Here is a 22,676-nt window from a genome sequence, read left to right on the forward strand (position 1 = left end):
TCGAATCGTCTCGAAGGAACGAAGCGCTAAGTCAGGAATTAAATCCCCGTCCCGGCCCCGACCACCTCCAAAACGCAAAACAACGCGCGGGGCGCATCACTGCACCCGCTCGTCCAAACGCTCCGCTTTACGGACTGAAAAAGCCCGAAATCTGACTGTCTCCCAACGGCTTCCGCCAGGGACCCTGCCGTCCCCGCCGCCTACCGTGTTTTTCCGCTGCCAACCCGATATGGGATGGCAATAAAGGAGATTCGAGGGTTAAGTCCACGGATCCCCACACTTTTTTGTGTCCGGCGCGCCACGCGACAACCTGTCGCACGCCGTTTGCATGGCCCGGGAGCGCCCTGCGACGCTCCCGGATCGCGCATTACTTGAGCTCGACCTTGGCGCCAGCCTTCTCGAGCTGGGCCTTGATCTTGTCGGCTTCTTCCTTGTTGACGCCTTCCTTGACGGGCTTCGGAGCGCCTTCGACGAGGTCCTTGGCTTCCTTCAGGCCCAGGCCGGTGATGGCGCGGACTTCCTTGATGACTTCGATCTTCTTGTCGCCGGCCCCAGCCAGCACGACGGTGAAGTCGGTCTTCTCTTCAGCCGGAGCAGCGGCACCGCCACCACCAGCAGCCGGGCCGGCAACCGCAACGGCGGCAGCGGCGGACACGCCCCACTTTTCTTCGAGGAGCTTGGCGAGTTCGGCCGCTTCGAGCACGGTGAGGCTCGAGAGGTCGTCGACGATTTTCTGCAAGTCAGCCATTGTTCAGTTCCTTAAACGTTTGGTTCGAACCAGGTTTGAGATTAGCGAAGGGTCAGGCCGCTTCGCCCTTTGAGGCATGAGCCTGAATGACGCGTGCGAGCTTGGCCGCGGGCGCGTTGGAGAGCTGAGCAAGCTTGGTCGCCGGCGCCACGAGGAGGCCAACGATCTTGCCGCGCAGTTCGTCGAGCGACGGCAGTGAGGCAAGCGCCTTCACGCTGTCGACATTCAGGACGGTTTTACCCATCGAGCCGCCGAGGATGACGAACTTCTCGTTCGCCTTGGCGAATTCGATGGCAACCTTTGGCGCCGCAACCGGATCGTTCGAAGTAGCGATCACGGTCGGCCCCTTCAGCAGGGAGCCGATGGCAGCGACGTCAGTGCCTTCAAGAGCAATTTTGGCGAGACGGTTCTTCGAGACCTTCACCGACGCGCCCGCCTGCTTCATCTGCATGCGCAGCTTCTGCATCTGGGCCACGGTGAGGCCGGAATAGTGAGCAACGATCGCAACCGACGTGGTCTTGAAGACCTCGTTAAGTTGTTCGACCGACTCTTTTTTTGCCGCTCGTTCCACAGCAAGCTCTTTCCGGTTGGCGGCCTTTCCGCGAAGGCAGGACCGCCGGGTTGCACCCATCGTCCCGCCCTAAACCTGATCCTTGGGGCGCAAGACCCTTCGGACATGCCGGGCAAGACGACATCTAGAAGCCTGCCCTCCCAGAGCCTTGCGGCCATGGGCTGTCGAGGTTCGAACCAAACCAGCCTCCCGGCCGCGAACTAATCGCGACGTGGAGTGCAAAATCCGGTCTTCACCCGTCTATGCAGGCCATGCGATTAAGCCATTGAAAACACGAAGTTCTCGCGGGCGCCTGCAGTCTTGGACAGGATCGAGGCACTTCAGCACGCTGAAGGCCCCTGCTCTCACTCCGTCAGAGACGATGGGTCTCCTTCCTTTCGAGCATCCTTGCGGGCATGCGGAAAGGAATGATCTCCTATCATCTCAGGTTTTCGGATTGCGAGCACGGACATGCCAGCAAGTGCCAGCACGCCCGGAAGGCGCTATGTAGCCGGTCCTGCCCTGCTTGCCAAGAGCAAATTTCAGACCAGTTCGGCGATCCGCCCGGCCCAGCGAAAAATTTCTTCCCGGAGGCGTCACGCTCCAATGCCGTCGCTCGTCTGGGCGCTGGAGGCTCGCATGAAACGATGGATTGCAGGAGTTCTCGCCCTCTTCAACGTCGCCAATGGGCTGGTGATGCTGTCGGCCGGTTCCCTCTGGTGGTCGCTGGTGCCCGGCGCCGCCGATACCGGTCCGTTCAACCCTCATTTGGCCCAGGACGTCGGCATTGCCTTCATCGCGGCCGGGCTCGGCCTGGCCGCGCGAGCCTTGTGGCCGGCCTGGTGGCCGGCAGCGGTCGCGGGCGCCGCGTTCCTGGCCGGCCACGGCCTGCTGCATCTCGTGATGATCGCCGGCGGCCACGACCGCCATGCCGCATCCGATCTGGTGGCGGTCGTCCTGCCGGCGGCGCTCGCCCTCTATTCCGCCCTGCCAAATCAAGGAGAACGACATGCGTAGCTTCATCGCGCGCCGCATGCTGCGCGCCTATTCCAGGCGCTACGGCTACGACACCACCTATCTCGAGATCATGCTGAAGGAATCGCCCGCCGCGTTCTTCAAATTCGCCGGCGCGATGAAGGCCGCCGCCTACCGCGCGGTCGCGCCGGTTGAGGCCTTCTATGCTGCCAAGCTGACCGGCGCGCTGGCGGAAGATTGCGGTCCCTGTGCGCAACTAGTCGTCGACATGGCGATCGGAGCCGGAATGGCGGAACAGCAGGTCACCGCCGTGCTCCGTCGTGACGTTGCCGCCATGACCGCGGACACCGCGCTCGGCTTCCACTTCGCCGACGCCATCGTGCAGCGCTCGACCGACGATAACGCCTGCCGCGACGCCGTTCGCGCGCGCTGGGGCGAAAAAGGCGTGATCGACCTCGCCATGGCCCTACAAATCGGCCGCATCTTCCCCATGATGAAGCTGGCGCTGGGATATGCCAGGGAGTGTCGCCGCGTGACCGTGGCCGGCCATCAGATCGATGTCATCAAGCAGGCTGCCTGAGCGCGACCCGCTGGCGCCGTATCGGGCGCGGCTGACCGGGCTTGCCTATCGCATGCTCGGTAGCCGCGGCGATGCCGACGATGTGGTCCAGGACGCCTGGCTGCGGTTCGCCGCGGTCGACGACGTTCGCAATCCCGAGGCGTTCCTCGTCACCGTGGTGACCCGGCTTTGTCTTGACCGGCTGAAGAGCGCCCGCGCCCAGCGCGAGGTCTATGTCGGTGCCTGGTTGCCCGAGCCGGTGTTCGACGAGGCGCTGTCGGCCGAGGCGGCGACCGAACTCGCCGACGATCTCTCCTTCGCGCTGATGCTGGCGCTCGACGCCCTGACGCCGCTCGAGCGCGCCGCGTTCCTGCTGCACGACGTGTTCGACCGGCCGTTCGCGGAAGTCGCCCGCACCCTCGAGCGCAGCGAGGCGGCCTGCCGGCAACTCGCCGCGCGCGCCCGCCGGTCGATCCGCGACAACCGCCCTGTTCCCGCCGAGCCGCCCGAAGGCCACGCACGGCTGCTGACGGCATTCTGCAAGGCCGCGGCCAGCGGCGACGTCTCCGCCCTCGCCAACCTGCTGCGCGAGGATGCCATCGCGATCACCGACGGCGGCGGCCGCAAGCTGGCGGCGCTGAAGCCGATCAAGGGGGCAGAGAAGATCGTCCGCTTCATCATCGGTATCGCCGGCAAGAACGCCGGCAGCGAGGTTCGCGTCGAACCGATGATGGTCAATGGCAGCGCGGGCGCGCTGATCTTCCTCGATGGCGAAGTCGACCACACACTGAGCATGGCGATCGACGGCGAGACCGGCCGGATCGCGGCGATCTACATCGTCCGCAACCCGGACAAGCTGCGCCACGCGCCGCGCCGGAGCTGAAGCTCCGGTCAGGCCGCCGTCGCCACCGGATAGGCGAGCGGCTTGCCGGCAAAGAACGCGTCGAGATTGGCCAGCACGCAATCCTGCATGGCGACGTGCGATTCCAGCGTGTGGCCGCCGAGATGCGGCGACAGCACCACGTTCGGCAACGCCGTCAGCGCATCGGGCGCATGTGGCTCCCTCGCGAACACGTCGAGGCCGGCACCGGCGATCACGCCGTCGGTCAACGCTGCGACCAGCGCCTTCTCGTCGATGACCGAGCCGCGCGCGATGTTGACGACGAACCCGTCGCTGCCGAGCCGGCGCAGGATGTCGGCATTGACCGCATGCTCGGTCTCGGCGCCGGCGCGGACGGCCACCAGCAGCACGCAGCACCAATCGGCGAGCGCCTCCAGCGTCGGAAAGTATTGATAGGGCACGTCCTGCTTCGAGCGGCTGAAATAGCCGACCTCGGTCTCGAAGGCCGCGACGCGGGCGGCGATCTTGCGGCCGATCTCGCCCATGCCGTAGACGCCGACCTTGCGGCCGCGCATGCCGGCCTGCGGCCGCATCATCGGCGACGGCTTTGCACCGGCCCAGTCGCCGCTCCGCACGTAATTGTCAGCCACCAGCAGCCGCCGCACCGACGCCAGCATCAAGGTCACCGCCGTGTCGGCGACGGAGGCCGCATTGGCCCCCGGGCTGTGGCCGACCGCGATGCCGCGCCTGGCGGCCGCGGCGAGATCGACGCCGTCATAACCGGTGCCGTAGCAGACGATTGCGCCGAGCTTCGGCAGCATGTCCATGGCCTCCGTGCCGAGCGCCGTGCCGCCCGCGGTGATCATGGCGCGGATATCGGCGAGCTCGGCCGCCGGGAACGCTTCATCCAATCGCTTGCCCGCCGCGTTCAGCAGCTCATAGCGCTCGCCGAAGCGGATCAGCTGGGCCTTGGGAAAGCGTGAATAGACCAGGACCTTATCGGGCATTGTTGTTCTTTCTTGCGAGAGGCTTCAGATCTTGTCTTGGCGCGTTTTCTTCACGCGAACCGGTAGCCACTTCGCTCGAAAACGCTTTGGCAAAACAAAGGGCGGAACCGGTTGCCCGGTCCCGCCCCTCTTTATCTCGTCACGGCCAGAGACCTCAGCCGAGGATTGTGCCCGGCTCGACCTTAACGCCCGGGCCCATGGTGGAGGAAACCGCCACGCGCTGGATGTAGGTGCCCTTGGAGCCCGCCGGCTTCGCCTTGGAGACCGCGTCCGCGAGCGCCTTGACGTTCTCGACCAGCTTGTCCTCGGAGAACGAGGCCTTGCCGATGCCGGCCTGCACGATGCCCGCCTTCTCGACGCGGAACTCGACCGAGCCGCCCTTGGCGCCCTTCACGGCGTTGGTGACGTCCATGGTCACGGTGCCGATCTTCGGGTTCGGCATCATGCCGCGCGGACCGAGCACCTTACCGAGGCGGCCGACCAGGGGCATCATGTCGGGCGTGGCGATACAACGATCGAAATCGATCGCGCCGCCCTGCACCTTCTCGACCAGGTCTTCCGCACCGACGACGTCGGCACCGGCGGCCTTGGCTTCCTCAGCCTTGGCGCCGCGCGCGAACACGCCGACACGAAGCGTACGGCCGGTTCCGTTCGGCAGGTTGACGACGCCGCGGACCATCTGGTCGGCGTGGCGCGGGTCGACGCCGAGATTGATCGCGATCTCGATCGTCTCGTCGAACTTCGACTTGGCGCGCTCCTTGACCATCTTGATGGCATCCGCGAGCGGATAGAGCTTCTCGCGATCGACGCCCTCGCGGGCCTTCTTCAAACGCTTTCCGATTGACATGGCCCGTTACCCCGCAACTTCCAGACCCATCGAACGGGCAGAGCCCTCGACCATCTTCATGGCCGATTCGATGGTGTCGCAATTCAAGTCCTTCATCTTCTTCTCGGCGATCTCGCGCACTTGCGCCTTGGTCACCTGGCCGGCCTTGTCACGGCCCGGCGCCTTCGATCCGGACTGGATCTTGGCGGCCTGCTTGAGGAAGTAGGACATCGGAGGGGTCTTCATCTCGAAGGTGAAGGACCGGTCCGCATAGATGGTGATGATCACCGGGATCGGGGTGTTCTTCTCTTCCTTCTGGGTCTGCGCGTTGAACGCCTTGCAGAACTCCATGATGTTGAGACCGCGCTGACCAAGCGCGGGGCCGATCGGGGGCGAAGGATTCGCCGCACCGGCCGGGACCTGAAGCTTCAGGTATCCGGTCACTTTCTTTGCCATTTATCACTCCTGTTGTGCCGGACGTGCCGGCGGTTTCAGGTTCCGTGGTTCGGTTGAAGGGGCTGGCGACCGCCTCCTCCCTCCCACGGCCTCTCGACTTGACGCGAGGCAGATACCCCGCGCCGTCCGGTCAGACCACCTTTTCGACCTGACCGAATTCCAGTTCCACGGGCGTCGCGCGGCCGAAGATCGACACCGCGACCTTGACGCGCGAGCGCGCCTCGTCGATTTCTTCCACCACGCCGGAGAACGAGGCGAACGGGCCGTCGGCCACGCGTACGTTCTCCCCGATCTCGAACGACACCGACGCCTTCGGACGCTCCACGCCCTCCTGCACCTGGTGCAGGATCCGCATCGCCTCCGCTTCCGAGATCGGCATCGGCTTGTTTTCCGCGCCGAGGAAGCCGGTCACCTTCGGGGTGTTCTTGATCAGATGGAACGCCTCGTCGGTCAGCTTCATCTTCACCAGCACATAGCCCGGGAAGAACTTGCGCTCGGCGTCGATCTTGCGGCCGCGGCGCACCTCTGTGACCTTCTCGGTCGGCACTAGAATCTGCTCGAACAGTTCTTCCAGCCCACGCTGCTTGGCCTGCTCGCGGATCGATTCCTGAACCTTCTTCTCGAAGTTCGAATAGGCGTGGACGATGTACCAGCGCTTGTCCATCAATTGAGTTCCCATGCTCATCAGTGGATGCCCAGTATCAGGGTAATCAGATAGCGGATGATCTGATCTGCGGCGAAGAAGAAGACCGAGGCCAGCGCCACCATCACGAACACCATGATGGTGGTGATGGTCGTCTCGCGGCGCGTCGGCCAGGTGACCTTGGCGGTCTCCGAGCGCACTTCCTGCAGGAATTTGAACGGGCTGAAAGCCATCGTGAGATCCGCGTCCGTCTCCGGACGATTGCAACGTTTCAAGGAATCCGAACAGCCGACCTTGCGGACCCAGCCCTCGTTTGGAAGGTTGAGCCGATAAACGAGCTCGAATGTTCGGGGAATTAGGCCGCGCCGGATATCCGCCATCAAAGCGGGCCGGCTGCGAGTGGCGAGTATCTACTGCGAGACCGGCCAAACGTCAAGGTCGGCGGGGTCGGGTCCGGCTCCCGCCCGGTTCGGGGAGATCGGGCATTGGTCTCTCCAAATCAAGGGCTTAGCCGGCGCCCTGCGATCCCCTGGCGTCCTGGCGGGATCAGCGTCGTTCGTCTCGCCCCTCTAGGCCAGGCCGGGTTTTGGCGGCAGCAGCATCGATACGAGCAGTCCGCTCGGCTCCCGCAGCCTCAAAGCGATGCTGCCGCCATGGCGCTTGGCGATATCCTGCGCGATCGATAGCCCCAGCCCGAAGCCCCCCTCCTGCCGGGCGCTGTCGGCCTTGAAGAAGGGCTCGAATACCTTGTCGTGCAGCGCAGTTGGGATGCCCGGACCGTCATCCGCCACCTCGATCTCGATGTGGCCGGCCTCCATGGGGCGAAGCGTCACCGCGACCTTGCTGCCGTGCTTGACCGCATTCTCCACGATATTGGTGACGGCGCGCGACAGCGCGCGGGGCCGGCAGGCATAAGGCAGACGCGCCGGCCCGGCATAGGATACCGCGTGGCCCATGTCGGCGAAGTCCGAACAGATGGTCTGCAGGAAGCTCGGCAGGTCGATGAACGACGCCCCCTCCGAGCGGGCATCCTCGCGCAGATACTCCAGGGTCTCGTTGATCATGCGCGTCATCTTGGCGATATCGCCCAGCATCGCCGGGCGCAGGGTGTCGTCGCCGACGCGCTCGGTGCGCAGCCTGAGCCGGGTCAGCGGCGTCCGCAGGTCATGACTGATGGCGGCGAGCATGCGGGTGCGGTCGTCGAGCAGCGCTGCGATACGCGTGCGCATGTCGTTCAGCGCGTCGGTGACCTGGGCGATCTCGAGCGGACCGCGCCGGCGCAGCACCTCGGGAGCCCGCGGCGAGCGGCCGAACGAGGTCGCGGCACGCGCGACATCGGCCAGCGGCGCGATCACCCAACGCACCGCATAGACCGACAGCAGCAGCATCGAGATCAGCACGATGATCGTCCCCCCGGCCAGCGGGCGGAGCAAAGTGGACCAAAGGCCGCCTTTGACCGCAACATCGGCCATCAGCGCGTGGCCATCGTCGAGTCTCACGATCACCTGTGACGACGAGCCTGCGGGATGGCGCAGATCCTCCATCAATTCAATTCCGGGCTCGGCAGCCAGTTGCCGGAACGCTCGCATGGAAAACGACCGCGTCTCTGCGGCTGTTCGAGGCACCAGTTCGCCTAAGGCGACGCGCCTGACGTCGAGACCGCCGCGCCTGGCTGCGGCCAGCAGTTCATCCGCGTCTGCCGGCGTCTTCGTGGAACGCACGAGCTGCGTGAGCTCCGCGACCCGCCCGGCAAGAAACTTCTGCGTGTCGGTGATCGAGGGAGAATCGAACAGAAAAATGATGGTCACCGCCGCGAGCGTGATGCCGATCAGTTCCGAGAGCGCGACGAGGCTCATGAGTTGCGCGGCGATGCTGCGCGGCATCAGCCGCTGCGCCCATCCCATCATATCTGCTCGACCGCAGGCGTGAACACGTAGCCGCCGAGCCGCACCGTCTTGATCATCGAGCGGTCCTTCGGATCCGGTTCGATCTTCTGCCTGATGCGGCTGATATGAACGTCGACGCTGCGCTCGACTGAGGCGATCAGGCCGCCGAAGGCCTGCTCGATCAATTGCTCGCGTGACAGCACCTGCCCAGGATTGCGGCAGAACGCCAGCAGCAGATCGAACTCGGCACCGGTCAGCGTGATCCGGACGCCCGCGGGGTCATGCAGCTCACGGGTGGTGGGGTTGATGCGCCATCCGGCAAAGGTCAGCGGACGCGGCCGTGACCGCGACGTGGCGCCGCTCTCGACGCGGCGCAGCAGCGCCCGGATGCGGGCGACCAGTTCGCGCGAATTGAACGGCTTGGTGACGTAGTCATCGGCACCGAGCTCGAGGCCGAGGATGCGGTCGATGTCCTCGCCCCGCGCGGTGACCATGATGATCGGAATCGAAGACGACATGCGCAGGCGCCGGCAGATGCTCAGCCCATCCTCGCCCGGCAGCATCACGTCGAGTACGACGAGATCAAAGCTCTCGCGCTTGAGCAGCGCATCCATCTCCACGGCCGAGCCGACCAGCACCGGTCGGAAGCCGTTGTCCTCAAGCACCTCGGCCAGCATGCGCGCGATATCGGCATCGTCCTCGACGCAGAGGATGCGTGCGTTGGTGACGGGGAAAGCCACGAGGTCGTATTCCAGGATTTGCATCACGGCATTTTAGAGGCCTCGGCCCCGGATGCGCAGTGCGCAAATATAGCGTTTTGTTAAGCCTGCACGGCCAAATGTGGCTCAAATAGGTCGCGCGGTTTCGCGAGCTACATCTGACTTAATATCTCTTAATCCCGACCCCGGCGGCCCTGCTCTATCGTGACCTTCGATCGTTCGTGGGGTGAGCGGTCGTTCGAGGGGTACATGAGAATCGAATTTCTGCCGGGCGCTGCGACTGATGCGCGGAGCACGGGCCGGGCGTCGCGCAACGGTCAGCCCAATCGGTCATCCCTGCTTGCCGGCGCTGCGGTTGCGATGGTGTTGTTGTCGGGCTGTGCCAGCGCACCGATGACGCGAGGCGGGTCACTGGCATCCTACGACAGTCTCACGCCGTCCGACGGAGTGCTGGCGAAATCGCTGGTTCGCGTCAACAAGGACGAGGTCCTCGCCGCGAAGACGGTGCGGATCGTCCCGACGACCTTCTCGCAGGCAGCGTCGCCGACGCTGTCCCAGGAGCAGCGGCACCTAGTGGCCAACGCGATCGATCGTTCGCTGTGCGTCGGCCTGAGCGAGCGGCTGCAGGTTGTTGGTCCCGATCAGCCTGCGGATCTGTCCCTGCACGCGCTTGTCACCCAGGCGGCGCCCACCGACGAGGTCGCGGCGGGCACTTCCAAGGTGGTCAGCTTCCTGCCGAGCGCGCTCGGCGCGGGCGTGCCGGTGCCGGTGCCGCGGTTGCCGGTCGGGCTTGGCAGCCTGACCGTCGAAGCCGAGGTGCGCGATCAGGCCAGCCGCCAGCAGGCGGCGATGATCTGGGCCCGCGGGGCGAATTCTTTCACCAACTCGCCGATGGTCTCGAGCGCCGGTGACGCCTACGATCTCGCCCCTTCCTTCAGCGACGATTTCAGCAAGCTCGTCGTCACCGGCGCGACGCCATTCGGAAAGGCGCCGGAGCTGCCATCGTTCGACAAGATTGGCGCAACGCTCGGCGGCAAGCCGAAATACGCGGCCTGCGAGGCGTTCGGCCGCAATCCCGGCCTGGTCGGAATGGCCGCCGGCAAGCTCGGCTTGCCGCCGGAATGGTCGGACAAGGCGCCGGCGACAGCTGGCCAATAGACAGCCTAGCCGGCGAAGCTCTTCTGCACCGCCTGGTCGAGCGTGGCGCCGCCGAGATAGCGCTGGCGCAGCTCGCGCTTGAGCAGCTTGCCGCTCGGATTCTTCGGCAAGGCATCCACGAAGATGACCTGCTTCGGCACCTTGAAATGGGCCATCGACGCCGCGCAATGCTTGATGACGGCGTCGGCATCGAGGCTCTGGCCGGCCTTGACCACGACGATCGCGGTCACCGCCTCGATCCAGCGCGGATCAGGCAGCCCGACCACCGCGACCTCCGACACCGAAGGCAACCGGTAGATCATCTCCTCGACCTCGCGGCTCGCGACATTCTCGCCGCCGCTCTTGATCATGTCCTTCACGCGATCGACGACGGTGATGTAGCCGTCGGCATCGATGGTCGCGAGATCGCCGGAATGAAACCAGCCGCCGGCGAACGCGGCCGCGGTCTTGACCGGATCGTTGTAATAGCCTGACAACAGATGCGGCGAGCGATGCACGATCTCGCCGACCTCCCCCACCCCGACGTCGGTCATATCAGGCCTGACCACCCGCGTCTCGACATTGATCGCGGGCTTGCCGGCCGAGCCGGCCTTCGGCAGCTGGTCCTCAGGCGACAGCACGGTCGCGAGCGGCGCGATCTCGGTCTGGCCGTAGAAATTCCAGAACTTCACCTCGGGCAGCCGGCGCTGCAACTCGAGCAGCACCTCTACCGGCATGATCGAGGCGCCGTAATAGCCCTTGCGCAGGGTCGACAGGTCGGTGCGGTCGAACGCGCCCGAGCGCAGCATCGCGATCCAGATCGTCGGCGGCGCGAAGAACGAATTGATCTTGTGGGCCGCGATCAGCGCCAGGACATTGTCGGGCACCGGCTTGCCGGTAATGAGGCTGGTGGCGCCGAGATAGATCGCGGGCCCCAGGAAAACGTCGAGCTGCGCGCAGTGATAGAGCGGCAGCGCGTGCAGCACCGTATCGTCGGTCGCCATGCCGCCGTCGATGATGCAGCTGACATACTGCCACATAACGGCTTCGTGGGTGAGGATCGCGCCCTTCGGCAGCGACTCGGTGCCGCTGGTGTAGATGACCTGCGCGGGATCTCGGCTGTCCACCGACACCTCCGGCGCCGAGGCGTCGCTGTGCAGCAGGGTGTCGAACGTCGTGATGCCGTCGGGTGCGGTGGCCGGATCCTCGTCCGGCAGCCAGATCAAGGTCTCGACCGCCGAGCCCTTGGCGGCCGCAGCGTGCGCCGTCTCCACGAAATCGGGGCCGACCGCGAGCAGCTTGGCGCCGGAATTGGCGAGGATGAAATTGATCTCGTCCGGATTGAGCATGAAGTTGATCGGCACCAGGATCGCGCCGATCCGGGCCACCGCAAAGCGGAGCGCGGCGAAGCCGTGCGAGTTGCGCGACAGCACCGCGACGCGATCGCCCTTCGCAACGCCAAGCGCGAGCAAGCCACGGCCGAGCCGATTGCAGATCGCGTCCATCTCCGCAAAGCTCCAGCTCACCGCGCCGCAGATCAGCGCGGTCTTGCCGGGGTAGCGCTTCGCCGACCGGCGCAGCAGATCGCCGATGCTGTGCCCGCGGGCGCGCTGGATGGTTGCTGCGATGTCTCCGCTCATTTGTCCCTCCCGAATGTGCTTGTTGCGTTGTTTTCGTCTTGTCTTGGCCGCGCCGTCGCTATTGCCGGGCGGCGTAAGCGTGTTCCATGTAGGTGTGCTCGACCGAGCGATCGAGCGAGGCGATCTTCTCGAAACCGCGCCGCCAGTCCTGCAGGTGCCGCCGCGTCCACAGCACGCCGGCCTCCTTGTCGCGCCGCTTGATCGCGTCGAGCAGATGATGGTGCGCCTCGACCAGCCGCGCGCCGCCCTCGGGCACGCCGCCCACGATCATCTCGGTGGTCGGAAAGAACAGTTGCGCGGCGGGCTCGCGCGCCAGTTGCAGCACGCGGTTCTGCGAAGCCTTGGCCATCAGCACATGGAATTCCGCATCGAGCTCGGCCAGCGCCGCGGGATTGCCGACGACAGCTGCGCTGCGCTCGAGATTGCCGGCGAGCTCGGCGATGTTCTCCTCGGTCGCGCGCTCCACCGCGCCCTCGACGCTCGCGACCTCCAGCGTCATCGAGGTCTCGAACAATTCGCGGAACGTCACCTCGTGCAGGATCAGCGCGCGGGACAGTCGCGTCGCGAGCTTGTTGTAGCGCGGCAGGCAGGCCTGCAGCCGGCGGCTGGAATCGCGGCGGATCAGCCCGCCCTCCTCGAGCACGCGAATGCCCTCGCGCACCGTCGAGCGGTTGACGCCGAACTGCGCAACCAGCTGCTGCTCGGTGCCGATCGGCTCGCCCGGCTTGATCCGCCCGTTGATGATCTCGCGTTCGATCGCGTCGGCGACCTTCTGATAGGCCGGCGCGACATCGATACGCCGGAACAGCGGCGTGGTGGGCATCTTCAGCTCCCCCGGACCCCGATTGTCGTTTGTCGGACAAAAGATAGGCGAAGGCCCTTGGGGCGTCAAACGGGCAATATTCGGCCTGATTGTCGCACCCGGGCGGTCGGAATTGACACCGGAACCGGGCAAATCTAGCTTTGTCGGACAAACTGACAAGAACACCTCGGGGAGGCACACCATCATGAAATCCATCGTCACGAGTCTGTCCGCCGCCGGCCTGATCGCGGCTGTGCTGGCAGGGCCGGTGCTCGCGCAGCAGGCGCCGCTCAAGATCGGCGTGCTCACGGATTTCCAGTCGGTCTATTCGGACATCGGCGGCGCCGGCAATGTCGAGGCCACCAAGATGGCGATCGAGGAGTTCGGCGGGTCGATGTTCGGCAAGCCGATCGAGCTCGTCACCGCCGACGCCCTCAACAAGGCCGACGTCGCCGCCACCATCACCCGCAAATGGTACGAGGCCGAGAATGTCGACATGATCATCGACATGCCGACCTCGGCGACCGCGCTCGCCGGCATGGAGATGTCGAAGCAGTTCGAGAAGATCATGATCGTGACGGATGCGGCGAGCTCCGACATCACCGGCAAGTCCTGCTCGCCCTACACGCTGCACTGGACTTACGACACCTACGCCAACGCCCACACCGTCGGCAGCGCGATCGTGAAGAACGGCGGCGATACCTGGTTCTTCATCACCGCCGACTATCTGTTCGGCCATTCGATCGAACGCGACACCGGCGACGTGGTCCGCGCCGCCGGCGGCAAGGTGCTCGGCAGCGCGCGGCATCCGCTCAACACGCCGGACTTCTCGTCCTTCCTGCTGCAGGCGCAGGCCTCGAAGGCCAAGATCATCGGCATGGCCAATGGCGGCGCCGACACCATCAACACCATCAAGCAGGCCTCCGAATTCGGCATCGTCGCGGGCGGGCAGAACCTCGCCGGCATCGTGATGTTCATCTCGGATATCCACAGCCTCGGGCTCAAGCTCGCGCAGGGCCTGATCATCACCGAGGCCTACTACTGGGATCTCAACGACCGCACCCGCGCCTTCGGCAAGCGCTTCTTCGAGCGCATGAAGCGGATGCCGACGATGAACCAGGCCGCGACCTACAGCGCCACCCTGCACTACCTCAACGCGGTGAAGGCCGCCGGCGCCAAGGAGACCAAGCCGGTGCTGGCCAAGATGCGCGCGACCCCGGTCCGCGACGCCTTCACTGACAACGGCGTGGTGCGCGAGGACGGCCGCATGGTGCACTCAATGTTCCTGTTCGAGGTCAAGAAGCCCGAGGAATCGAAGGCGCCGTGGGATTACTACAAGGTGCTCGCCGAAGTGCCCGGCGACCAGGCGTTCCGGCCGCTGAAGGACGGCGGCTGCCCGCTCATCAAGTAGGCGAACAGGATCATGGCCGGGGTCCGGGACCTCGGCCAAGGCATTCAAATGATTGGGAAAAGGCTGGCAGGAGTGGCAGGGCTCGAACCTGCGACCCCCGGTTTTGGAGACCGGTGCTCTACCAATTGAGCTACACTCCTGCAGGGAACCCGCGTCGCCGCCGGTTCGCGCCGTTTCAAGCACAGGGCATGGCCGGTTTGCAAGGGCGAAGCGGTGAAGCTTCTGTTCATTGCAAAACTTCTGCGCCAGACTTCGGCGATCACCCCGTGTCGGCACCTCGCCGCAAGAATCAACAACCAGGGAGAGACCATGAACGCCCAAACCGCCACCAAGCACGCCGCCAGCCCGACCACCCCTTCTCTTCCCCTCGCCAAGCCCGAATCGATCGGATTGTCGAGCGTGCGGCTGCAGGCGATGTCCGACACCTTCCGCCGCGAGGTCGACAAGGGAACCGTGCCCGGCGTGACGGTGCTGGTGGCGCGGCGCGGCCAGATCGGCTGGTTCGACGCGATCGGCCGGCAAAGCCCGACCGCCTCGGCGCCAATGGCCCATGACACGATCTTCCGCATCTTCTCGATGACCAAGCCGATCGTCTCGGTCGGCATCATGCAGCTGGTGGAGGACGGCCACTTCCTGCTCAACGACCCAGTCGCGAAATTCATCCCCGAATTCGCCGAGACCAAGGTCGGCGTCGACAACAACGGCAAGCTCGAGCTGGTACCCGTGCAGCGGCAGATGACGATCCAGGACCTGCTTGGCCACACGTCTGGGCTTACTTATGACCACACCGGCAACGGCCCGGTGCAGCAGCTCTACCAGCAGTCGCGGCTGCGCAGCCGCAAGATCACCAATGCCGAGCACGCCACCATGCTCGCCGGCATGCCGCTGGTTTGCCAGCCCGGCGCCGAGTGGAACTACAGCCGCTCCACCGACATACTCGGCCGCATCATCGAGGTCGTCAGCGGCAAGACGCTCGGCGCGTACCTCACTGAGCACATCCTCTCGCCGCTGCAGATGACCGAGACCGCCTTCCACACCGGGGAAGCCAATGCCGGCCGCCTCGCCGAGGCCTTTGCCAACGATCCCTGGACCAACGACAAGGTGCAGCTGTTCAACATGCTGGAGAAGCCGGCGATGGAATCCGGCGGCGGCGGCCTGGTTTCGACCACGATGGACTATGCCCGCTTCGCGGAGATGCTGCTGAACGGCGGCTCGCTCGACGGCACCAGGATCATCGGCCGCAAGACGCTCGAATTCATGGCCTCCGATCACCTCGGCGCCGGCGTGAAGATCCAAGGCACGCTGGTGTCGCCCGGCCACAGTTTCGGCCTCGGCTTCGCCGTGCGCATGCAGCAGGGCATCGCGCCGTTCTCCGGCTCGGTCGGCCAGTATTTCTGGAGCGGCATGGCCGGCACCTTCTTCTGGATCGATCCGAGCGAAGACCTGATCGCGGTCTTCATGATGCAGGGCCCGGGCCAGCGCGAATATACCCGCTCGCTGGTGCGCAACGGGGTGTATGCGGCGGTGGAGTAGTCCGTCATTCCGGGGCGCGAACCTAAGATGCGCAATCGCGCATCGGGGAATCTCGCGCAACAACATCGAGATTCCGGGTTCAGCCCTGCGGGCTGCCCCGGAATGACGAGTGATGCTCAGCTGATCGTCGCGCCGCCGTCGATCACGATGGTCTGGCCGGTCATGAAGTCGCCGGCGCGCGAGCCCATCATCACGGCGGCGCCAGCGATCTCGTCCGGCACGCCGATCCGCAGCAGCGGCGAGCGTGCGGTCGAGGCCTTCAGATTGTCCGGATTGTCCCACAGCGCCTTCGCGAAGTCGGTCTTGATCAGGCCGGGCGCGATGCAGTTCACGCGGATATTGTGCTTGCCGTATTCGCAGGCGAGGTTGCGCGCGAGCTGCATGTCGGCAGCCTTGGAGATCGCGTAGGCGCCGAGGATGGTCGAGCCCTTCAGGCCGCCGATCGAGGACACGATGATGATCGAGCCGTCCTTGCGCTCGATCATCTGCGGCACCACCATCGAGATCAGCCAGTTGTTGGCGACGATGTTGTTGTCGAGGATCTTGCGGAACTGATCGTCGGAGATGCCGGCGAGCGGACCGTAATACGGGTTCGACGCCGCGTTGCAGACCAGCACGTCGATCTTGCCGAAGGCGCGGTTGCTCTCGTCGACCAGGTTCTGCAGGTTTTCCTTCGACGAGATGTTTGCCGCGATCGCAACCGCGGTGCCCTTGCCGTAGCTGTCGTTGATCTCCTTCGCCACCTGCTCGCAGACGTCGGCCTTGCGCGAGGAGATCACGACCTTGGCGCCGTGCTCGGCCATGCGCTCGGCGATCGCGCGTCCGATGCCGCGCGTCGAGCCGGTGATGACGGCGACTTTTCCCTTCATGTCGAACAAGGTCATGTTTCTCTCCCTGATGTTAAGTGTTCGTCTTAGCGTCATTCCGGGGCGACGCACCAGCGTCGACCCGGAATCTCGAGATTCCCCGATGCGCAATTGCGCATCTGCGGTCTGGTCCTTCGGACCATCCCGGAATGACGATCACGCAAGCTTGCTCGCCGGCCTGACTTCAGGCCCGGACGGCTGATGCATCGCGGCGTGGCGCGGATCGGCAATCCACGGCTGCTGGTTCACCATCGGCAAGCGCCAGGTCGACAGGCCGGCGCTCGCGATGTGATCGAGCCGCGTCACCGAGACATTATCGATATCGAACGACAGCCCCCTGTCCGGCTGGCCGCCGAGCGCCAGCCCGACCGCGGCCTTGATCACGCCGCCATGGCCGACGGCGATGATATTCCTGCCCGCTTCCGCGGCGGTGATCCGCACAATGGTGCGGCAGACGCGGGTGTAAAGATCCATGTAGCTCTCGCCGCCGGGCGCGGGATCGTTGACGTCGGCGAACCAGGCCGTACCCGGCGGACGACTGGCGAGAAACGCGGCGCGGTTCATACCCTGCCATTGGCCGAGATGCTGCTCGGCGAAGTCGCGTTCCTGCGTCATGCTTTCAGGCTTTGGAAACCCGGCAGCCCAGATCGCGTCCGCAGTCTTGTGTGTGCGCTTCAAATTGCTCGAATACCAGACCGCATCGCGCGGCAGCATCTTGGCGACCGCCTCGAACACCTCGACATCGCCGGTGTCGCAGTCGATATCCTCTTGTCCGTAGATGTTGCCGCCGTCGCTGCGCACCGGCGCGTGACGAACCCACCACCACCGCGTCACCGTCACCTCAGGCTTGTCTGGATTGGACATCGGATGAGCCCTTCAATAGTGTCCCGTCTCGCTGTACGTCACGCCGCACACCGTCTCAAGTGCTTCGGACGTTTGAAATTTTGTTTGAATTCCGTCGCGCGGCAGACTCGCCAAGGACCACCCGAACTAATCACGTGAACAGGGAGAAACTCATGGGCCGCCTCGAAGGCAAATCCGTCATCATCACCGGCGCTGGCAGCGGCATCGGCCGCGCCGCCTCGCTGCTGTTCACCAGGGAAGGCGCCAAGCTGATCGCGGTCGATCGCACCGAGGGCGTCAACGAGACCGCCAAGCTGGTGCGCGATGCCGGCGGCACCGTCGAGGCCGTCACCGCCGATGCCGGCTCGGAGAGCGACGTGAAGGCCTTCATCGAGAAGGCGGTTTCGAAGTACGGCAAGCTCGATGCGATCTGGGCCAATGCCGGCGTCAGCGGCGGCCTCGTCCCGCTCGCCGACCAGACCGTCGAACATTGGCAGGAAGTGCTGCGCGTCAATCTGATCGGCCCGTTCCTCGCGATCAAGCATTCGATTCCGCATATGACGAAGCAAGGTTCCGGCTCGATCGTCTGCACCGCCTCCGTCGCGGGCCTGAAGTCGGGTGCCAGCGGACATCCCTACGGCGCGAGCAAGGCCGGCGTCATCAGCCTGGTGCAGACCACCGCCTACTCGCTCTCCGGCACCGGCGTGCGCATCAATGCGGTGTGCCCGGGCCTGATTGAAACCGGCATGACCAAACCGGTGTTCGATCGCGCCAAGGAGCGCGGCACCGCCGACAAGATCGGCCAGCTCAATCCGCTCAAGCGCGCCGGCCAGCCGCACGAGCTCGCCGCGATGGGATTGTTCCTGGCAAGCGATGATGCGTCCTACGTCAACGGCCAGGCCATCCCGGTCGACGGCGGCCTCACCGCATCGATGCCCTATACGGGCAAGCCGATCTAGCGAGGGCAGTCTCCAGTGGTTATCCCGGCTGCGGCCCCGATGGCTCCACATTCACGACCGTCGTCCCGGCGAAGGCCGGGACCCATAACCACAGGGTCGAGTGGTTGAAGAAGGCTGTTGCCCCAGCGTCGCGCATTCATTGGCATTTGGGGTAATGGGTCCCGGCCTTCGCCGGGACGACGCTGGAGATGGTTCGCATTCAAGTGCCAAACAATGCGGTGTCATCACCTGCGCATACGCATGCGGGTGATCCAGTACTCCAGAGACGTCTGTGCTTGAGCCGAGAGGCCGCGGCGTACTGGATCGCCCGGTCCGAGCCGGGCGATGACAGCCGAGAATGGGAATACAGTTTCGCATTCTCGCGACATGAATCGCCCGAGTCTTGCCTTTCGTTCCGCTTCGCCTAGGTCCGCGCAACGCGCGACCCGATGATAAACTCCACGAAACCCATCATCTCACCGCGCGGATATATTCGATGGGTTTCGCTTCGCTCTACCCAACCCATCCCACACGCCTGGACCGCAATAACCGCCGGCAACGGTCCGAATATTGCTTGGCCTCGGCAGGCCAGCCAGCTGTTATACTTCGCTGGCAGGATCGCTCGCACACTCGTCATTCCTCGCACAATCCCTCGCAAACGAACAGGCAATGCAAAATCGACGTTCCGACCGCATCCGCAAGCTATTGGCCGACCTCGTCGCGTTCGACACCGTCAGCGACCGCAGCAATCTGCCCCTGATCGACTACATCGAGCGCTACCTCGCCTCGCTTGGCCTCGCGGGGCAACGCATCGTCGATGAAACCGGGCAGAAATCCTCGTTGTGGGTCACCGTCGGCCCCGAGGACAAGGCCGGGCTGGTGCTGTCGGGGCATACCGATGTCGTGCCGGTTGTGGGACAGGACTGGAGCCACAACCCGTTCGAGCTCGTCGAGCGCGATGGCCGGCTGTACGGCCGCGGCACCACCGACATGAAGGGCTTTGTCGCCGTCTGCCTCGCGATGGTTCCCGAGATGCTCGCGGCCGATCTGAAGACGCCGATCAATCTTGCCATCTCCTATGACGAGGAGATCGGTTGCGTCGGCGTGCGTCCGATGCTGCGCGAGGTCGCGCGCAAGCCGATCAAGCCGCTCGGCTGTTTCGTCGGCGAGCCGACCCAGATGCAGGTGATCATCGGGCACAAGGGCAAGCATGGCGTGCGCGCCACGTTCCGCGGGCTCGCCCGCCACTCCTCGATCGCGCCCGACGGCGTCAACGCCATCGAATATGCCGCCGACCTGATCGCCGAAATCCGCCGCCGCGCCGTGCTGCTGGCGGCGGATGCCGAGCGAGACAGCCTCTATGATGTCCCGCACTCGACCCTGCTCACCAGCATCGTGCACGGCGGCGCCGCGCTGAACATCGTGCCCGACGAATGCGTGGTGGAATTCGAATGCCGCGGCATTGGCATCACCGAGTCGAGAGAGGTGACGGACGCGATCATCGCCTGGGCCAAGGCCGAGATCGAGCCTGACATGCGCAAGCGGCATCCGGACTGCGGCATCGACTTCGAGGAGATCCTCGACTACCCCGCGCTCGACACCGCCGCCGACGCCGCCATCGTCACGCTCGCCAAGCAATTTGCCGGCCGCAACGACCACGCCAAGGTTGCCTTCGGCACCGAGGCCAGCCTGTTCGTCAGCATGGCGGACGTGCCGTCCGTTGTGGTCGGCCCCGGCTCGATCGCACAGGCGCATACGCCGGATGAGTTCGTCGAGATGTCGCAGCTCGAGGCGTGCGGCGCATTCGTCGCACGGCTGATCGCGCATTGCGCGAAGTGATTTGCAAATGATTGCGTAGGATCACGGATGCCTCACAGCCCATCCGGCGGCAGGCCCGGTCCGGTCGCGGCCGGACGGAGCTTGTCGCGCTTGCGCTCGCGGTAGAAGGCATAGAGGCCGGAGGCCACGATGATCGCGGCGCCCGCGAGCATTGGACCGTCGGGCTTGTGGCCGAAGGCGAGATAGCCCGTCAGCATCGCCCACGGCAGCGCGGTATAGCGGAACGGCGCCACCGCCGAGATGTCGCCGGTGCGCAGCGACACGATGATGCACTGATAACCGATCAGGATCAGGACCGCGGCCAATATGAGCAGGCCGAGCGCGGTGCCGGACGGCGGCCGCCAGCCGCCGAGCGGGACAAGGACGACAGCACCCGCTGTCGTCACGGTCACGGTGGTGAGCAGCGTGATGAACACGGTCGGCAGCTCTTTCGGGATACGGCGGGTGGCGAGATCGCGCACCGCGCAGAAGCCGACCGACGCCAGCGCCAAGAGCGCAGCCTGGCTAAAGCCTTCCGCACCGGGCCGAACGATGACGAGGACGCCGATGAAGCCGGCGGCGATCGCGAGCCATCGCCGCCAGCCGACCGGCTCGCCGAACACCAGCGCCGCGCCGAGCGTGATCACCAGCGGCAGCGCCTGGAAGATCGCCGAGGCGTTGGCGAGCGGAATCTGCGCGATCGCCGAGAGATAGGTCAGCGTGCCGCCGATCTCGCCAAGAACCCGCAGCCCGACCGGCCAGATCAGCAGGACGCTGAAACTGCGCAGCGCGTCGCGGTACCAGGCGAGCGCCGCGACCAGCACCATCGCGACCAGGCCGCGCACCAGCAGGATCTCGCCGATGTTGAGCTCCGCCGACACCGCCTTGGTGATGGTGTCGTTGACCGTGAAGCTGGCCATGGCCGCAGCCATGAACAGGCTGCCGCGAAGATTGGAGGAAAGGGTCAAAATGAAGATGTCCGATCAGGACCAGGGCGGGCGTTGACCGGACTGACTTGCCAAAGCGGCAGCGCGAACTCAAGTCACAGATGGCTACAATGCGGAAACATGCCGCACCTTGCAGCGGCGGCGCGAGCTTTTGGAATCGCGATCGGCCTATTGCTCCCTCGCGCCGCTCTTGCGGGGTCAAGATGAGCGCAGCTCGCTCTTAGAGGGTCGGGGTGAGTGAGGGGCTATCTCGACAAACCCGGTGACAGATGAACTCGCGGAGAGTCCCCCTCACCCGGATCGCATCTCGCGATGCGACACAGCGGAAGCTGCGCTTCGGCGTTCTTGAAGACGGCCGCCTCAGGCGGCCTATGCCTCTCCCCGCAAGCGGGGCGAGGTAAAAAGAAAAGCGGCGCGAACCTTGTGGGATCGCGCCGCATTCTCGGATCAGGTTGCGCCGGCCTTCTGCGCGTATTCCCATGACGCCTGCGACAGCGGCACGGTGCGCTTGGCCGACTCGAGGGCCTTGGCATTCGCGGCGGTGCCGTCGCGGACCCGGCCCGCGATGCCCTGCGTGATGCCGGCAAGGCGGAACAGATTGTAGGAGAAATACCAGTTCAGGTCCGGCACCGGGATGCCGGTCACGTCGCAATAGATCTGCGCCGCTTCATCCTGGCTCGGAATGTTCAATGCCTTGAGATCGGCATTGACGAGGCCCGGCATGGTCCACTGCATCAAGAGGTAGGTGAAGTCGGCCATGGGATCGCCGAGCGTCGACAATTCCCAGTCGAGCACCGCCTGCACCCGCGGCTCGGTGGCGTGGAAGATCATGTTGTCGAGGCGATAGTCACCATGGACGATCGAGACGCGCTTCTGCTCCGGAACGGTTTTCGGCAGCCACTCGGCGAGCTTCTCGAACTCGGGAATGTGCTGGGTTTCGGAGGCGCGGTACTGCTTGGTCCAGCGATCGACCTGCCGTGCAAAATAATTGCCGGGCTTGCCGAAATCGCCGAGGCCGATCGTCTCGGGATTGAACAGATGAAGCTTGGCCAGCGTCTCGATCTTGCTGGCGAAGATCTTGCGGCGCGCGTCGGGCTCCTGGCTCGGCAGCGTCGGATCCCAGAACACCCGCCCCTCCTCCATCGACATGATGTAGAAGGCCGAGCCGATCACCGCGTCGTCGGTGCACAGCGCGTAGGCTTTCGCGACCGGGAAATTCTGCTTGCCGAGCGCCGCGATCACGCGGAACTCGCGATCGACCGCATGCGCCGACGGCAACAATTTACCGAACGGCTTGCGCCGCATCACATAGCTGCGGCCAGGGGTTTCGAGCTTGTAGGTCGGGTTGGACTGGCCACCCTTGAACTGCAGGACCGTGAGCGGGCCCTGATAACCCTCGACGTGTTCCCTCATCCAGGCGTCGAGACTGGCCTCGTTGATACGATGGCGCTCCTCGACTTCCCTTGTGCCGGAAAATTCTTCGTCTTTCCTGACGCCGTCCGCCACGATGACGCTCCCTCAACTCGATTTT

23 protein-coding genes and 1 tRNA gene are annotated in these 22,676 nt (G+C 64.9%); 8 read left to right on the forward strand and 16 right to left on the reverse strand.

What is annotated here, in order from left to right:
* Nucleotides 1-367: 367 nt before the first annotated feature.
* Both rplL and rplJ read right to left on the reverse strand, forming a co-directional pair.
* Nucleotides 368-748, reverse strand: a complete 381-nt coding sequence (gene rplL, locus ACVI1L_RS38230; RefSeq protein WP_028335453.1) for a 50S ribosomal protein L7/L12 — start codon at nt 746-748, stop codon at nt 368-370.
* Nucleotides 749-800: 52 nt separating this feature from the next.
* Nucleotides 801-1,319 (reverse strand): 50S ribosomal protein L10, encoded by a 519-nt coding sequence (rplJ, locus tag ACVI1L_RS38235; RefSeq protein WP_028335452.1) that lies wholly within the window; start codon nt 1,317-1,319, stop codon nt 801-803.
* A 585-nt stretch (nt 1,320-1,904) separates the two neighbouring features.
* Between rplJ and ACVI1L_RS38240 the strand changes: the two genes are divergently transcribed.
* The 3 genes from ACVI1L_RS38240 to sigJ are packed head-to-tail and all read left to right on the forward strand — an operon-like array spanning nt 1,905 to nt 3,715.
* The gene (locus ACVI1L_RS38240; RefSeq protein WP_456785185.1) at nt 1,905-2,315 is read left to right on the forward strand and encodes a hypothetical protein; all 411 of its coding nucleotides are present in this window, start codon (nt 1,905-1,907) and stop codon (nt 2,313-2,315) included.
* Nucleotides 2,308-2,853, forward strand: coding sequence for a hypothetical protein (locus ACVI1L_RS38245; protein WP_253589961.1), 546 nt, complete (start codon nt 2,308-2,310; stop codon nt 2,851-2,853). Before ACVI1L_RS38240 ends, ACVI1L_RS38245 begins: the two co-directional genes overlap by 8 nt.
* Nucleotides 2,831-3,715: an RNA polymerase sigma factor SigJ gene (gene sigJ / locus ACVI1L_RS38250; RefSeq protein WP_456785186.1), complete on the forward strand. Its 885-nt coding sequence runs from the start codon at nt 2,831-2,833 to the stop codon at nt 3,713-3,715. Before ACVI1L_RS38245 ends, sigJ begins: the two co-directional genes overlap by 23 nt.
* A gap of 8 nt (nt 3,716-3,723) precedes the next feature.
* Here sigJ and ACVI1L_RS38255 read toward each other — a convergent pair whose 3' ends face one another.
* From ACVI1L_RS38255 to ACVI1L_RS38285, 7 genes are all read right to left on the reverse strand, one after another.
* Entirely contained in the window at nt 3,724-4,680 is a 957-nt protein-coding gene (locus ACVI1L_RS38255) for a 2-hydroxyacid dehydrogenase (RefSeq protein WP_057019555.1), read from the reverse strand.
* A 154-nt stretch (nt 4,681-4,834) separates the two neighbouring features.
* On the reverse strand, nt 4,835-5,527 hold the full coding sequence (gene rplA, locus ACVI1L_RS38260) for a 50S ribosomal protein L1 (protein WP_018272150.1): 693 nt from the start codon (nt 5,525-5,527) through the stop codon (nt 4,835-4,837).
* Between the two features lie 6 nt (nt 5,528-5,533).
* The gene (rplK, locus tag ACVI1L_RS38265; RefSeq protein WP_016840552.1) at nt 5,534-5,962 is read right to left on the reverse strand and encodes a 50S ribosomal protein L11; all 429 of its coding nucleotides are present in this window, start codon (nt 5,960-5,962) and stop codon (nt 5,534-5,536) included.
* Between the two features lie 130 nt (nt 5,963-6,092).
* Nucleotides 6,093-6,626 (reverse strand): transcription termination/antitermination protein NusG, encoded by a 534-nt coding sequence (nusG, locus tag ACVI1L_RS38270; RefSeq protein WP_021081670.1) that lies wholly within the window; start codon nt 6,624-6,626, stop codon nt 6,093-6,095.
* 20 nt (nt 6,627-6,646) lie between these two features.
* Nucleotides 6,647-6,838, reverse strand: coding sequence for a preprotein translocase subunit SecE (secE, locus tag ACVI1L_RS38275; RefSeq protein WP_028335448.1), 192 nt, complete (start codon nt 6,836-6,838; stop codon nt 6,647-6,649).
* 336 nt (nt 6,839-7,174) lie between these two features.
* Entirely contained in the window at nt 7,175-8,488 is a 1,314-nt protein-coding gene (locus tag ACVI1L_RS38280; protein ID WP_456785187.1) for an ATP-binding protein, read from the reverse strand.
* Between the two features lie 20 nt (nt 8,489-8,508).
* Nucleotides 8,509-9,255: a response regulator gene (locus tag ACVI1L_RS38285; RefSeq protein ID WP_456785188.1), complete on the reverse strand. Its 747-nt coding sequence runs from the start codon at nt 9,253-9,255 to the stop codon at nt 8,509-8,511.
* Between the two features lie 204 nt (nt 9,256-9,459).
* On the opposite strand from ACVI1L_RS38285, the gene ACVI1L_RS38290 reads away from it, so the two are divergent.
* The gene (locus tag ACVI1L_RS38290) at nt 9,460-10,368 is read left to right on the forward strand and encodes a DUF3313 domain-containing protein (protein WP_456785189.1); all 909 of its coding nucleotides are present in this window, start codon (nt 9,460-9,462) and stop codon (nt 10,366-10,368) included.
* Nucleotides 10,369-10,373: 5 nt separating this feature from the next.
* On the opposite strand, the gene ACVI1L_RS38295 is transcribed toward ACVI1L_RS38290, so the two are convergent.
* Both ACVI1L_RS38295 and ACVI1L_RS38300 read right to left on the reverse strand, forming a co-directional pair.
* Nucleotides 10,374-11,987, reverse strand: a complete 1,614-nt coding sequence (locus ACVI1L_RS38295) for an acyl-CoA synthetase (protein WP_456785190.1) — start codon at nt 11,985-11,987, stop codon at nt 10,374-10,376.
* Between the two features lie 58 nt (nt 11,988-12,045).
* Complete coding sequence (locus ACVI1L_RS38300; RefSeq protein ID WP_018272155.1) at nt 12,046-12,810, reverse strand: FadR/GntR family transcriptional regulator; 765 nt, start codon at nt 12,808-12,810, stop codon at nt 12,046-12,048.
* A 184-nt stretch (nt 12,811-12,994) separates the two neighbouring features.
* Between ACVI1L_RS38300 and ACVI1L_RS38305 the strand changes: the two genes are divergently transcribed.
* On the forward strand, nt 12,995-14,200 hold the full coding sequence (locus ACVI1L_RS38305) for an ABC transporter substrate-binding protein (RefSeq protein ID WP_456785191.1): 1,206 nt from the start codon (nt 12,995-12,997) through the stop codon (nt 14,198-14,200).
* Between the two features lie 64 nt (nt 14,201-14,264).
* Here ACVI1L_RS38305 and ACVI1L_RS38310 read toward each other — a convergent pair.
* Nucleotides 14,265-14,340 (reverse strand) — tRNA-Trp (locus ACVI1L_RS38310).
* 169 nt (nt 14,341-14,509) lie between these two features.
* On the opposite strand from ACVI1L_RS38310, the gene ACVI1L_RS38315 reads away from it, so the two are divergent.
* Nucleotides 14,510-15,733, forward strand: coding sequence for a serine hydrolase domain-containing protein (locus ACVI1L_RS38315; protein WP_456785192.1), 1,224 nt, complete (start codon nt 14,510-14,512; stop codon nt 15,731-15,733).
* Between the two features lie 116 nt (nt 15,734-15,849).
* Here the strand turns inward: ACVI1L_RS38315 and ACVI1L_RS38320 are convergent, their stop codons facing one another.
* Both ACVI1L_RS38320 and ACVI1L_RS38325 read right to left on the reverse strand, forming a co-directional pair.
* Entirely contained in the window at nt 15,850-16,617 is a 768-nt protein-coding gene (locus tag ACVI1L_RS38320) for an SDR family NAD(P)-dependent oxidoreductase (protein ID WP_026192903.1), read from the reverse strand.
* A gap of 138 nt (nt 16,618-16,755) precedes the next feature.
* Nucleotides 16,756-17,463 carry a histidine phosphatase family protein gene (locus ACVI1L_RS38325; RefSeq protein ID WP_168857052.1) on the reverse strand — a complete coding sequence of 236 codons (708 nt, stop codon included), beginning with the start codon at nt 17,461-17,463 and terminating at the stop codon, nt 16,756-16,758.
* A 152-nt stretch (nt 17,464-17,615) separates the two neighbouring features.
* Here ACVI1L_RS38325 and ACVI1L_RS38330 point away from each other — a divergent pair, with 152 nt between their 5' ends.
* Nucleotides 17,616-18,401 (forward strand): SDR family NAD(P)-dependent oxidoreductase, encoded by a 786-nt coding sequence (locus ACVI1L_RS38330; protein ID WP_057019562.1) that lies wholly within the window; start codon nt 17,616-17,618, stop codon nt 18,399-18,401.
* Nucleotides 18,402-19,049: 648 nt separating this feature from the next.
* A complete protein-coding gene (gene argE, locus ACVI1L_RS38335) occupies nt 19,050-20,219 on the forward strand; it encodes an acetylornithine deacetylase (RefSeq protein WP_456785193.1) in 1,170 nt (389 codons plus the stop codon).
* A gap of 32 nt (nt 20,220-20,251) precedes the next feature.
* Here argE and ACVI1L_RS38340 read toward each other — a convergent pair whose 3' ends face one another.
* Complete coding sequence (locus ACVI1L_RS38340) at nt 20,252-21,166, reverse strand: DMT family transporter (protein ID WP_141342957.1); 915 nt, start codon at nt 21,164-21,166, stop codon at nt 20,252-20,254.
* A 426-nt stretch (nt 21,167-21,592) separates the two neighbouring features.
* On the reverse strand, nt 21,593-22,651 hold the full coding sequence (locus ACVI1L_RS38345) for a phosphotransferase family protein (protein WP_456785194.1): 1,059 nt from the start codon (nt 22,649-22,651) through the stop codon (nt 21,593-21,595).
* Between the last annotated feature and the right edge of the window lie 25 nt (nt 22,652-22,676).

The organism is Bradyrhizobium sp. USDA 4516 (assembly GCF_054055915.1).